The organism is Amycolatopsis sp. YIM 10, assembly GCF_009429145.1.
Taxonomy (GTDB): domain Bacteria; phylum Actinomycetota; class Actinomycetes; order Mycobacteriales; family Pseudonocardiaceae; genus Amycolatopsis.
The window spans coordinates 5,284,180-5,297,408 of record NZ_CP045480.1 but is presented as its reverse complement, the minus strand read 5'-3'; the positions used below and the strand labels follow the sequence as shown (position 1 = coordinate 5,297,408).

The 13,229-nt window shown below is 71.6% G+C and carries 6 protein-coding genes; 1 reads left to right on the top strand and 5 read right to left on the bottom strand.

The window, feature by feature from the left end; translation table 11 throughout:
- Positions 1–9: 9 nt before the first annotated feature.
- Positions 10–303, top strand: a complete 294-nt coding sequence (locus YIM_RS25180) for a helix-turn-helix domain-containing protein (protein ID WP_194240337.1) — start codon at positions 10–12, stop codon at positions 301–303.
- A 3-nt stretch (positions 304–306) separates the two neighbouring features.
- Here YIM_RS25180 and YIM_RS25175 read toward each other — a convergent pair whose 3' ends face one another.
- From YIM_RS25175 to YIM_RS25155, 5 genes are read right to left on the bottom strand one after another with little or no spacing between them, the layout of a single operon-like run.
- Entirely contained in the window at positions 307–1,377 is a 1,071-nt protein-coding gene (locus YIM_RS25175; RefSeq protein WP_153032686.1) for a GDSL-type esterase/lipase family protein, read from the bottom strand.
- 18 nt (positions 1,378–1,395) lie between these two features.
- On the bottom strand, positions 1,396–2,670 hold the full coding sequence (locus YIM_RS25170; protein WP_153032685.1) for an MFS transporter: 1,275 nt from the start codon (positions 2,668–2,670) through the stop codon (positions 1,396–1,398).
- Position 2,671: 1 nt separating this feature from the next.
- Positions 2,672–9,961 (bottom strand): non-ribosomal peptide synthetase, encoded by a 7,290-nt coding sequence (locus tag YIM_RS25165; RefSeq protein ID WP_153032684.1) that lies wholly within the window; start codon positions 9,959–9,961, stop codon positions 2,672–2,674.
- On the bottom strand, positions 9,958–12,423 hold the full coding sequence (locus YIM_RS25160) for an amino acid adenylation domain-containing protein (protein ID WP_153032683.1): 2,466 nt from the start codon (positions 12,421–12,423) through the stop codon (positions 9,958–9,960). Before YIM_RS25160 ends, YIM_RS25165 begins: the two co-directional genes overlap by 4 nt.
- Positions 12,420–13,130 (bottom strand): aspartate/glutamate racemase family protein, encoded by a 711-nt coding sequence (locus tag YIM_RS25155; RefSeq protein WP_194239741.1) that lies wholly within the window; start codon positions 13,128–13,130, stop codon positions 12,420–12,422. The genes YIM_RS25160 and YIM_RS25155 overlap by 4 nt, the downstream gene beginning before the upstream one ends.
- Positions 13,131–13,229: the final 99 nt, after the last annotated feature.

Here is a 13,229-nt window from a genome sequence, read left to right as displayed (position 1 = left end):
ATCGACGTGATGGGGGGCAAGTGGAAGGCGTTGATCCTGTGGGCGCTCTACGACGGTGCGCTGCGCTTCGCCGAGGTGCGGCGGGAGGTGCCGGGGATCAGTGAGCGGATGCTGATCCTTTCGCTGCGCGAGTTGCAGACGGCGGGGGTGGTGCACCGGGAGGACCACCACGAGGTGCCGCCGAAGGTGGAGTATTCGCTGACCCCGTTCGGCAAGTCACTGCTCGAGGCGATGGTGCCGCTGGGTGAGTGGGGTGAGCGGAACATGGCCAAGATCGAGGCCATTCCGCGCGAAGTTTCCTAGTGCTTACGGGGACAGGGCCGCGTGGAGGTTGCCGTCGTCGCCTTTGAGGCAGGCGGCGGAGGGCGCGTCGCCTTCGAGGAATTCTCCGAGGCACCGGGCGAACTGGGCGTGTCCGGCGGCGTTGGGGTGGAAGGACTCCTGGATCGCGTGGTTGGCGCGGTCCACAGAGGACAGATCGGTCCACTGCACGGTGAGCCTGCTGAACCACTCCTGGGCGGCGTTGGGCCCGCCGCTGCAGGCTTCGTGGCCGACGCCGGCGCGGGAGAGGTCGAGGAAGCGGGCGCCGGTCTGGCTTGCCGCGCTGCGCAGGCCTTCGGTCAGTGCGTTGATGCCGGGTCCGGCGACCCAGTCGAGGTCTTCGGTGCGGAACGGGCAGCCGTTGAGGTTGCGGAAGGCGTCGGGAATGCCGGGGCCGATGGGGGCGGCGTAGGACTGGAGCACGAGGTCGTAGTCGTCGAGGGTGTAGCCGCGGTCGGCGAGTGCTTGCCTGACGTCGTTGACGGCGTCGACCACGCGGGGCACCATCGCGTCGATCCGGGGCTGCCATTCGGTTTTGAGCCGTTCGCTGCACGGGGCGGCGCGGACGTTGAACCAGGACTGGAAGCACTCGGAGATGAGCTGGGAGAAGTGGGGTTCGTCGTTGGCGCCGACGGCGATGACGACGGCGGCGACGCGGTTGGACCTGGTCAGCTCGCCGAGGCGCTGGGCCTGGCTGGGTTCGGTCCACTGCTTGGCGTCGCCGAAGCCGACCTGGGCGGAGGGGGCGCCGGAGCAGGCCAGGTTGATCCGGGTTTCGATGCCGGAGACCTTGGTTTTCTCCACCGTGGCGTTGGGGGAGCGGTGGCACCAGTTCCCGTTGAGGCCGTTGGTTTCCGGGGTGTAGAGGCCGGCGCCTTCGCCGGAGAGCGTGCTGTCGCCGAGGCTGACCAGGGTGAGCGGGCCGGTGCCGGGCGGGCCGGGTGGTTCCAGTGGCCTGCCGGGCTGGGATTCGGGGCCGGCGAGAACGAAGATCGCCACCAGGGCCGCCACGAACACGAGCGCGCCCGCGCTCATCCACCACCGATTCCGCTGCATCGGGGCCCAGTCTACGGATCAGACCTTGAGTGCTGGTGGGGCGATCGCGTCGGGAAGCTCACGTTCGGCGTGCCGGACGCGGGGGCGCAGCCAGGTCAGTGCGACCACGAGCAGTAGCGCGGGCCCGACCAGCAGGAACACCACGGCGATGCCGCCGCCCTGGCCGAGGTCGAGTCGCTGGGCGAGTGGGGTGCCGACGAGCTGGGCGATGGGGCCGGCGAGTCCGTAGGCGATGGGTTCGGCGGACCAGGCGACCATGCGGCGGATGGCGAAGACGCGGCCTTGCTTGTCCTGCGGGGTTTTGAGTTGCCAGAGGGTGGCGGAGGCGGCGTTGGTGACGGCGTAGCCGCCGAGGATGCCGAACATGCCGGCGGCGAGCATCCAGACGGACTGCTCGATGCCCATGGCGAGCACGAGCACGGCGTGGCAGGTGGCGACGGTGAGGATGGCGCGGATGAGGCGGCGTGGGCCGCGGGTCATGCTGATCGCCAGGCTGACCACGGTCATGCCGGTCCAGCCGATGGCGTTGACCAGGCCGAGGTCGGCGGGGGTGTGGGTGCTGAGGACCAGTGGACCGACGAGCACGATGGCCATTTCCATGACCAGGTTGTTGGCGGCGAAGAAGAGCAGGATGCCGAGCAGGCCGGGGCGTTCGCGGATGAAGCGCCAGCCTTCGAGCAGTTCGTCGCGGTGGGTGGTGGCGGGGCCGTCGCCGCGTGGGCGTGGTGGTTCGACGGGGAGCCAGCGGAAGGAGTAGAGCAGGGTGCCCAGTGCGGCGGCGAGGGTGAGCAGGTCGACCACGAGCAGGCCGCGCAGGCCGATGAGGGCGTAGAGGCCGCCGCCGAGCAGGGCGCCGAAGACCTGGCCGGCGGCTTCGATGAGGGAGACGCGGCCGTTGGCTTTGCCGAGGTTGTCCTTGTCGACCAGTTGCGGGACCAGTGCGGAGAAGGCGGGCCACTGGAAGGCTTTGAACACCGCGCCGATGCCGACGAGTACGTAGACGTGCCAGAGCTGGAGTGCGCCGGTGGTGTGCAGGAGGACGACGCCGGCCGGGGCGAGTGCGGCGCCGGTGTCGGAGAGCAGCATGACGCGGCGGCGGTCCCAGCGGTCGACGAGTGCGCCGGCGACGGGGAGCACGAGCAGGGCGGGCAGGGAGGCGGCGAGGACGAGGGTGGCGAAGTAGGTGGGGGAGCCGGTGTCGAGGAAGACCCAGACGCCGATGCCGAAGGTGGTCATCGCCGAGCCGATCAGGGAGACGCCCTGGCCTGCCCAGATCAGGTTGAACACGCGCACGTCAGCGTCCTCCGGGTTCGGTCACCGCGTGGTGGAGGGTTGTTCGGAAGTGGGTCAGTCGCTGTTCGATGCCGTTCGCGGTGAACAGGGCGGTGTTGTATTCGAGCCAGCCGGCCAGGCCGGTGGTGGTTTGGTAGCAGCGGAGGTGGAGTTCGTAGCGGCAAGTGCCCCGGTCGAGTGCGATCGGGGTGGTGGTGAGGCCGGTGAGCTTCTCGGCGGGGTTGGGCAGGTTCTGCATGCCGAACATGACCTGGCAGCGGGGTTGGCCGAGTTGTTCGTACGGGGTGCGCTGGTGTTCCCAGGCGTCGAGCACGGTGTCGCGGACGCGGGTGAGCAGTGCGCGGAAGGTCGGCCGTCCGGTGAGGTCGGCGGGGATGGCGATGAGGTTGGCGTAGGGGCCGGCGTTGTTTTCGGTGGCGGGGTCGGGGCGGTTGGCGACGGGGATGGCGATGCGGAAGCGGTCCTGTGCGGTTTGCTCGTGGAGCCAGCGTTGGGTGGCGGCGAGCAGGACCATGAATTCGGTGGTGCCGGTTTCGGTGGCGAGGGCTCGGATGGCGGTGGTGGTGGCGGGGGCGAGGTCGAAGTAGCGGGTGGCGCCGTCGAGTGAGTCGCGGCGGGGGTGGTCGGTGGGGAGGTCGAGTGTCGCCGGGACGGGGTCGAGCAGCGTGGTCCAGTAGTCCACATCGGACGGTTCGGTGGCGTTGGCGCGGTAGGGCGTGACCGGGGGTGGCTGCGGGGTGCGGCCGGTGAGCTGGGCGTTGTAGTACTCGGTGAGGTCGCGTTGCAGGATGGAGAGGGTCCAGCCGTCGGCGGCGATGTGGTGCGCGGTGAGGGCGAACAGGTGCTTGCCGGGGCCGCAGCGGATCAGTGCGGCGCGGATGGGTGGCTCGCTGGTGAGGTCGAACGGGGTGCGGAGTTCGGTTTGGGCCAGTGCGGTGGCTTCGGTTTCGTCGCGGGCTTCGTGGCGGAGGATGCGGATGAGCACGCTGGGTTCGACGTGGGTGCGGTCGGTGAAGCGGGTGCGGAGGATTTCGTGGCGGGCGACGGTGGCGTCGACGGCGCGGACGAGTGCGGTTTCGTCGAGTGGGCCGTTGAGCATCGCGGCGAATCCGACGTGGTAGGCGGCGGTTTCGGGGTGTTCGCGGGTGTGGTCGAGGATGGCGCGCTGGGCGGGGGTGAGTTCACCGGCGGGCTGTTGACCACCGGTGGTGGTTTCGGTGCCGGTCTGGGTGTCGAGCCAGGTGGCGAGTCCGGTGATGGTCGGGTTGTCGAGCACGGTGCGCAGTGGCAGGGCGACGCCGAAGGTGCGGCGGATGCGGGCGGCGAGCTGGGCGGCCAGCAGGGAATGTCCGCCGCGGGTGAAGAAGTTGTCGCTGCGGCCGGTGCCGAGCAGTTCGTCGAACAGTGACGCGAGAACGGCTTCGGTCGGTGACTGGGCCTCGGGCGGGTTCTGCGCGGCAGGGGCTTCGAGTGCGGCGAGGGTTTTCTTGTCGACCTTGTTGTTGGCGGTGCGCGGAAGTGCTTCCAGAGCTTGGATCCAGGAGGGGACTTGGTATTCGGGCAGCCGGGCGCGGAGTTCTTCGCGCAGGGTGTCGCCGTCGAGTGTGGCCGGGGTGACGTAGGCGGCCAGGCGGATCGGGGTGCCGGTGGCGAGGACGGCGGCTTCGGTGACGCCGGGCAGGCCTCGGAGCACGTTCTCCACGCCCGCGGGTTCGACGCGGTTGCCGCGGATCTTGACCTGGTCGTCGAGGCGGCCGAGGAAGCGCAGTGAGCCGTCGCTGTCCCAGCGGGCGAGGTCGCCGGTGCGGTAGGCGCGGGCGCCGGGTACTCCGGCGAAGGGGTCGGGCACGAAGCGTTCGGCGGTGAGGCCGGGCCGGTGGTGGTAGCCCTGGGCGAGGCGGCTGCCGCCGATCCACACCTCCCCCGGCACGCCGATCGGCGCGAGGTCGCCGTGGCGGTCGACGATCCAGAGCCGGGCGCCGGCGACGGGGAGTCCGAGCGGTGCCGGGCCTTCGGTGCCTTCGGTGATGGCGTGCGCGGTGGTGGTCATGGTGGCTTCGGTGGGCCCGTACTGGTTGACCACCAGCGGGCGTCCGCCGAAGGCCGCGCGGGTGCGGGCGCTGTCGGCGAGGTCGAGCGCTTCGCCCGCGGTGAGTACGAGGCGCAGGTGTTGTCCGTGCCCGGTTCCGGCGGCGGTGAGCAGGGCGCGCAGCAGGGTGGGGACGACGCTGAGCAGGCAGGTGACCTGTTCGCGGTCGATCAGTTCGAGAATGGCTTCGGGATCGGCCGCGTGCTCGTGGTCGAGCATCACCACGCGGGCGCCGGTGGTCAGCGGACCGAACAGGTCGCGGATGGCGGCGTCGAACGGCAGTGACGCGAGTTGGAGCACGGTGTCGCCGGGCCCGAGGCCGAACCGGGTGCCGAGGTAGCCGGCGAGGTATTCGGCGGCGGCGCCGTGTGGGGTGCGCACGCCTTTGGGGCGGCCGGTCGAGCCGGAGGTGTAGACGAGGTAGGCCAGATCGTCCGGGGCGATGTCGATGCCGGGCGGCTCGCTGTTGTCGGCGTAGTCGAGCTTGTCCACGACCAGTGCGGCGCCGCTGTCCTCGACCAGCTCCGCCCGTCGTGCTGACGGATGGTGCGGGTCGAGCGCGAGGTAGGCGCAGCCCGCGCGCCAGGCGCCGATGATCGCGACGGCCTGGTCGGGTCCGCGTTCGAGCGACAGTGCGATGAGCTGCCCGCGTGCTCCTTGGGAGAGCAGGTGATGGGCGAACCGGTTGGCGCGTTCGTCGAGTTGCCGGTAGGTCAGGCCGGGGACGGCTGGGGCGTCGGGGGTGCGCTGGACCTGGGCGGTGAACAGTTCCGGCAGTGTGCGGCGTGGCCCGGCCGGGCTTTCGGTGGTGAGCGCGGCGCGTTCGGCGGTGGTGAGCACGGTGAGGTCGGCCAGCGGGGCATCCGGGTCGGCGAGGGCGCTCCCGAGCAGCGTGAGCAGGTGGCCGGCGAGGCGTTCGACGCGCCCGGCGTCGAACAGGCCGGTGCGGTAGACGAGCCAGCCGCTGGTCGCGTCCTCTTCGAAGAGCAGGTTGAGATCGGCTTTGGTGTGCTCGGGGTGGAACGGCTCCGGTTCGAGCACGACGTCGTCGGCGAAGTCGGTGGTTCCCGCGACCGACGGGTCCACGGTGACGCTGTACCGGGTCAGCGCGGGGCCGTCGAGGCCGAGTTCGCCGACGAGGCGGTCGAACGGGAGCGTGCGGTGTTCGTAGGCGGCCAGCACGGCGTCGCGGACGCGGTGCAGCAGGTCGCGGTAGGTGCCGGTGGTGTCGAGCCGGAGCACGACGGTGTTGAGCAGCAGTCCGACGACGTCTTCGAGTTCGGGGCGGGCGCGGTCGGTGACCGGCATGGTGAGCACGAGGTCGTCCTGGCCGGTGTACCGGCTGAGCAGCGCGGCGTATCCGGCGAGCAGGCCCATGAACGGGGTCGCGCCCTCGGCCGCCGCGAGGGTGGCGAGCGGGCCGGTGATCGACGCGGGCACGGTGAAGTGGTGGGCGGCTCCGGCCGAGCCCGGTTCACGGGGTCCGTCCGCCGGGAGGTCGGGGACCGGGGGCAGGTCGGTGAGGCGTTCGCGCCAGTAGTCGAGTGCGCTGCTGTGGTCGAGTTCGTGTTGCCAGGCGGCGTAGTCGGCCGCGCCGAGGCGGTGTTCGGGGAGCGCGTGCCCGGCGTAGGCGGCGCGGAGGTCGTCGAGCAGCACGCCGATCGAGGATCCGTCCACAATGGAGTGGTGGAAGACCAGGGTGAGCACGTGCTCGCTCGGGTCGATGGTGATGATCGTGGCGCGGGCGAGGGGGCCGGTGGCCAGGTCGAAGGGGAACGCCGCTTCGGTCTTGAGGATCGCGTCGACCTCTTCGCGTGAGGTCGCGGTGGTGGTGCGGATGGGGATCGGGGTGTCGATCAGGGCACGGGCGGGGCGGCCGTCGGTGGCGGGGAACGCGGTGCGCAGCGCTTCGTGTGTGTCGGCCAGGGTGCGGATCGCCGAGGTGAGCGCGTCGAGGTCGAGTGGTCCGTGCAGGCGGCAGATCGCGGGGAGGTTGTAGGCCGGGTCGCCGGGGGAGAGCTGGTCGACGAACCACAGCCGCGCTTCGGCCGCCGACAACCGGGTGCGGTCGGCGGCCGGTTCGACCGCGGGCAGCCCGGGGCCGGTGATCTCGGTGATCCGGTCGGCCAGGCGCGCGACGGTGGGGGTTTCGAACAGCAGCCGCAGCGGTACCGGCGCGCCGAGGGTTTCGCGGATGCGGCCGATCATCTGCACGGCGAGCAGGGAATGCCCGCCCAGCGCGAAGAAGTCGTCGTCGCGGCCGACGCGCTCGACCCCGAGCACCTCGGTCCAGATCTCGGCGAGCTGCCGTTCGACCGGGGTCGCCGGTTCCACATAGGACTGGGCGACGGCGTGGCCGGTGGGGGCGGGCAGCCTGCCGCGGTCGACCTTGCCGCTGGAGGTCTGCGGGAGCCGGTCGAGCCGGGTGTAGGAAGCCGGGACCATGTAGGCGGGCAGCCTCGCCGCGAGCCAGTCCCGCACCACGGCGGGCTCGATCTCGCGGGCGAGCAGGTAGGCCGCGAGCTGGTCGCCGTGCACGACGACCACGGCCTGGTCGATCGAGCCGTGTTCGGCCAGCACGGCTTCGATTTCGCCGAGTTCGATCCGGTGGCCGCGGAGTTTGACCTGGTGGTCGATGCGCCCGAGGCATTCGAGCTGCCCGTCCGGCAGCCAGCGGGCCCGGTCGCCGGAGCGGTACAGCCTGTCCCCGCCGAAGGGGTCCGGTACGAAGCTTTCCGCGGTCCGGTCGGGGCGGCCGAGGTAACCGCGGGCCAGCTGCGCGCCGCCGATGCAGAGTTCTCCTGGCACGCCGATGGGCTGCGGGTTCAGGTTCTCGTCGAGCACGTAGCAGGGGCTGTTGGCGATCGGCCGCCCGATGGGCACGGCGGTTTCGCCGTGGTGGGTGTCGCCCGCGGTCACCAGCACCGTGGTTTCGGTGGGGCCGTAGGCGTTGAGCAGCTTGGCTTTCGTGGCGGTCAGGAAGGCGTCGCGCAGTTCCGGCGGCATCGGCTCACCGGCGCTTTCCACCAGCTCCAGCGAGTCCAGCGAGCCGCCGTCCGCGGCGACGAGCGCGGCGAGCATGGTCGGCACGAAGTGCGCGCGGGTCACCCCGTGCTCGGCGATCAGTCGCCGCAGGTACGCGGGGTCGCGGTGCCCGCCGGGCTCGGCCACGACCAGGCGGGCGCCGGCGTGCAGCGCGGTGAACAGCTCGGTCACCGAGACGTCGAAGGTCACGGTGGTTTTGAACAGCACCGCGTCGCGTGGCGCGGGGCCGTGGGTTTCGAGTTGCCAGCGGATCTGGTTGTGCGCGGCGCGATGGCTGATCATCACGCCCTTGGGCCTGCCGGTGGAGCCGGAGGTGTAGAAGACGTAGGCGAGGTCGTCGGGATCGGTGCGCACGGCGGGCGGGCCGCCGGGTCCGTCGGGGACTTCGTCCATCACCACCGTGGCGCAGGTGGACACGCGGCGCGCGAGCACGGTGTCGGTGACCACGAGTGCCGCGCCCGCGTCCTCGAGCACGGCGGCGCTGCGGGCGTCGGGATTGTCGGGATCCAGTGGCAGGCACGGCGCCCCGGCCCGCAGCACGCCCAGCAGCGCCACCACCAGTTCGGCCGAGCGTTCGAGCAGTACCCCGACCGGGCGGTCGGGCACCGCGCCGAGGTTGACCAGGTGGTGGGCCAGCCGGTTGGCGCGGCGGTCGAGTTCGCCGAAGGTGACTTGCGCGTCGCCGTCCACCAGAGCGATCGCGTCATCGTCCACACCGGACAGATCGCCGAGGTTCGGCGGCGGGCCGTAGTCGGCGGTCCAGCCCGGCCACTGCCGGGTGACCAGGTCGAGTTCTTCCGCGCCCATCAGCGGCAGGTCGCCGACCGGGCGGGACGGATCGGCGACGGCGGCGCGGGTCAGCGTGGCCAGGTGACCGAGCAGCCGTTCCGCGGTGGCCCGGTCCCAGCGGCCGCTGTCGTACTCCAGCTCCAGTTCCAGCCGCCCGTTGTCCTCCCCGGCCTCCAGCGTCAGCTCGAACTTGGCGGCACCGGTCCCGGCGCGGGGCACGTAGGTCATCAGCGCGTCACCGAGGCGCAGCGGCTCGCGGTCCACGGTGATCCAGTTGATCAGCACCTGGAACACCGGAGTGGCGGCGAGGTCGCGGTCCAGCGGCAGCTCGCCGACCACGGTTTCGAACGGCACGTCCTGGCGGGAGAACCCGTCCGACGCGGTGGCCCGCACCTGGGCGAGCAGGTCGGTGAAGCTGGTGCGCCGGTCCATGGTGGCCCGCAGCGCCACGGTGTTGACGAACAACCCGATCAGCGGTTCGACCTCGGGCACGGTCCGCCCGGCCACCGAGGTGCCGATCACGATGTCGGACTGGCCGCTGTAGCGGTGCAGCACGCTCTGGAAACACGCCAGCAGCACCATGAACGGGGTCGCGCCGTGCCGCCGGGCCAGTGCGCGCACCCCGGCGGTCAGCTCGGCGTCGAGATGCGTGCGGACCAGTCCGGCGCGGCCGGTGCCCGGCTGGTTGCGGTCGGCGGGCAGGTCCAGGCGCGCCGGGGCGTCGCCGAGTTGCGCGGTCCAGTAGTCCAGCTGGTCGCGGTAACCGCCGCTGTCGATCTGTTCGCGTTGCCACGCGGCGAAATCCGCGTACTGGATCGCCAGGGGAGCGGGTTCGGGCAGGCCCGCGTAACCGTCGGTGAGTTCCCGCAGCAGGACGTCGATCGACGAACCGTCGAAGGCGATGTGGTGCAGCGTGAGCACCAGGTGGTGGCTGGTGTCGGAGGCACGCAGCAGCAGTGCCCGCCACACCGGTCCGCGCCGCAGGTCGAACGGGCGCGCGAACTCCGCCATCACCTGCGCGTCGAGATCCTCGTCCTGTTCGGCGCGGCGCAGCTGGATCGGGGGAGCGCCGACGAGCTGGAATTCCTCGGCGCCACGGCGTTCGTAGACGGTGCGCAGGATCTCGTGCCGTCGCTCGACGCGCTGGAGGGCGGCTTCGAGCCGGTCGGCGTCGAGCGGTCCGTCCAGCCGGAAGGTGAACACCACGTGGTAGGTCGCCGCGCCGGGGTGCAGTTCCTCCAGGAAGAGCATGCGTTCCTGCGCCGGTGACGCGCGCCGCGGCCCCTCACCCCGCTGGATCGTCCGAACGGCCTTCGCCCGCGAAAGCCGCTTCTCCAGCAGAGCCTGGAGCCGGGCGTCCGTGCTCATGCGTCGAGTTCTTCGAGCAGCACGGCCTCCACGACCGCGGCGAACTCGCCGAGCGTCTGGTTGTCCAGCACGGCCATCATCGGCACGTCCACCTCCAGCACCGCCTTGACCCTGGCCATCAGCTGGGTGATCAGCAGCGAATGCCCGCCGAGGTCGAAGAAGTTGTCCACCACGCCGACCCGGTCGACGCCGAGCACGTCGACCCACAGCTCGGCGATCGCCTTCTCCACCGGCGTGCCGGGCTCGACGTAGGGCACCGGTTCCTTCGGCGCGGGGAGCGCGCGCCGGTCGAGCTTGCCGTTCGGGGTGACCGGCAGCTCGTCCAGCACGACGACCTGCGAGGGCACCATGTATGCGGGCAGCCGGCGCGCGAGCTGGTCACGCACCCCGGCCGGGTCCGGCTCGGCACCGGGCGTGCGGACCACGTACCCGACCAGCTGGGCGTCGCGCACCAGCGCCACCGCCGAGGCGATCCCGGGTTCGGCGGTCAGCGCGGCCTCCACCTCGCCCAGCTCGATCCGGAACCCGCGCAGTTTGACCTGGTCGTCCTGCCTGCCGAGGAACTCGATGGTGCCGTCGGGCCAGTACTTCGCGCGGTCACCGGTGCGGTACAGCCGCGCGCCGAGCCGGTCGCTGAACGGGTCCGGGATGAACTTCTCCGCGGTCTTCTCCGGATCGCCGTGGTACCCGAGCGCGAGGCAGTCACCGCCGATGTACAGGTCACCGGGCGCGCCGACCACCGCCGGGCGCAGCGCGCCGTCGAGCACGTAGTAGCGCGCGTTGTCGATCGGGCGGCCGTAGGGGATGCTCGCCCAGCCCGGATCCACCTGCTCGACCGGGAAGAAGTTCGACCAGATCGCCGCCTCGGTCGCCCCGCCCAGGGCGACCACTCGCGCCCCGCCGAACGCCGTGCGCACGGAATCCGGCAGCGTGACCGGCACCCAGTCGCCGCTGAGGAACACCAGCCGCAGCGAATGGTCCGCGCGCGGGCCGCGCAACGCGAAGAACGGCTCCAGCTGCTGCAGCGCCGCGGGTGCCGAGTCCCAGAAGGTGATCGGCTCAGTGTCCAGAATGGACAGCAAACGGCGCGGGTCGCGGATCTCCTCGTCGGTGGCGACCCGGACACTGCCGCCCGCGGCGAGCACACCGAACACGTCGTAGACCGACAGGTCGAATCCCAGCGAGGTGAGGAACAGGACCCGGTCGGCCGGGCCCATGCCGTAGGTGGTGTTGACCCACTCGATCAGGTTCACCACCGGCGCGTGGGAGAGCAGCACGCCCTTCGGGGTGCCGGTCGAGCCGGAGGTGAAGATGACGTAGGCGAGGTCGTCCGGTCGCGCCCGCCGCGGTTCACCGTCGGCGTCGGCCAGCGCCCAGCCGTCGGTGCCGTCCGGCTCGCCGAGCCACAGGACCTCCCGGTCGCCGAGTTCGCGAGCGGCGGCCACCTGGTCGCGGTCGGTGATCAGCACCGGCGCGCCGAGAGTGGCCAGCAGTGCCCGCGCGCGTTCCGGCGGCAGCGACGGCTCGATCGGTGCGTAGGCGGCACCGGCCTTGAGCACGCCCAGCAGCGCGACCACGGTGTGCACCGAGCGGCGCAGCCGCAGCGCCACGAAGTCACCGGGGCCGACCCCGGTCGCGGCGAGGCGGCTGGCCAGCTTCCCGGCCGCGGCGTCGAGTTCGGCGTAGGTCAGTCCCTCCGCGCCCTGGAGCACGGCGAGCGCGTCCGGGGTGCGGGCGGCCTGGCGCTCGACCAGTTCGTGGATGCACGCCGGGGTGCGCGGCACCGCGGTGTCGTTCCACTCGCGGGTGATCCGGTGCTGTTCGGCGGGGGAGAGCACGCTGAACTCGTGCAGCGGGGTGGCGCCGGTGCGGCTGACCATCTCGGCCAGCAACGTGTCGAGGTCGTCGAGCAGGCGGCGCGCGTCGGCCTCGCCGATCCGGCCCGCCGCGTAGGCCAGGCGCAACCGGATGTTGGGCTCGTCGAGGTCCAGGCGCAGTTCCAGGGCGTGCCGCGTGCCGGTGCCGTGGTCCCAGCGCACCACCTTGTCGAACAGAGCGGTGCCCTCCGCGAGCCCGGCGCATTCGGCCAACTCGGCGTCGGTGGGCACCGGTTCGGCGAGACCGGCTTCGAGCTGGGCGCGCAGGCTCGCGAAGAACGCGGTCAGCGGCAGGTCGTGACGCAGCCGCACACGCAGCGGGACCGGCTGGTCCACTCCGGCCGGTCGCACCCCGAACACCACGTCGTCGGTGCCCGCGTGCGCGGCGAGCACCAGGCTCCACGCCGCGACCACCACGTGCTCCGGCGGCACCCCGGCGGGCGCGCCCGCCTGCTTGAGCCCGGCCAGCGACGCCGACTCGCGTTCGGTCACGGCGTCGGCGTGCGCGTCGGTACCCCGTTCCCCGCCGAGCCGCGTCGGCTCGGCGAAGCCGGCCAGCCGATCGGTCCAGAATTCCCGGTTCACCAGGCCTCCTCAGGATCAAGCAGTTTGGGTAGGTCGTTGGCGATGGAGCGCAGGGGATCGAGCACCAGCGGTCCGGCGCCGCGGGCTTGCCACCAGCGGGTCAGCAGGTGCACCTCGGTGCATCCGGCGATCACGCCCCGGCAGCCGAACCGTGCCGCGAGGTCCTCGGCCAGCCCGGCCAGTTCGGCGCCGGCCGGTTCGCGCTTGAGCCGGTAGAGCAGGCGGTGGATCTCCTCCTGGGCGTCGGCCGGTGGCAGTTGCACCCGGTGCGCCACGGCGGCCCAGCGCGGATTGGACTCGAACACCCGCGCCGCGCGGGTGCCGCTGGTGGCCAGCATCAGGAACGGGCCGTCACCGGCCACCTCCAGGTCGTCGAGCACCACTTCCACCAGCGAGATCAGCCGGTCCCGCAGGTCGGGGCCGAGCCAGCGGGCGAAGTGGTGCGCGGTGACGCAGGTGAGCACGATCCGCGTGGCGCCCTGATCGGCCAGGCTCTGCAACCGGTGCCGCAGCCGCGCGGTGAACTCCCGGTCGCGTCCGGCCAGAATGGCTTCGGTGCGGTCGGGGAACGCCGGATCGGAGTCGAGCAGGCAGCGCGGCAGTTCCTGCTCGGCCGACGGCCCGTGCCGCTCGTCGGCGGTCTCGTAGATGGTGCGGAGGAACTCGGCCGAGGCGTAGGGCCCCATGCCGCCGAGAATGCCGAGCATCTTTTCCCTCCGTGGGTAAGCCACTGGTGAAACTCGCTGGTACACCGGCGACGAGTGTCGCCCTTCGACACGGCATTTCGGCGCGGCCGGGGCAGGGTT

What these genes read in the sequence shown, in the direction of transcription:
- YIM_RS25180 (WP_194240337.1), top strand. Translation starts at nt 10, where the DNA reads ATGGGGGGCAAGTGGAAGGCGTTGATCCTGTGGGCGCTCTACGACGGT.
- YIM_RS25175 (WP_153032686.1), bottom strand. Translation starts at nt 1,377, where the DNA reads ATGCAGCGGAATCGGTGGTGGATGAGCGCGGGCGCGCTCGTGTTCGTG.
- YIM_RS25165 (WP_153032684.1), bottom strand. Translation starts at nt 9,961, where the DNA reads ATGAGCACGGACGCCCGGCTCCAGGCTCTGCTGGAGAAGCGGCTTTCG.
- YIM_RS25155 (WP_194239741.1), bottom strand. Translation starts at nt 13,130, where the DNA reads ATGCTCGGCATTCTCGGCGGCATGGGGCCCTACGCCTCGGCCGAGTTC.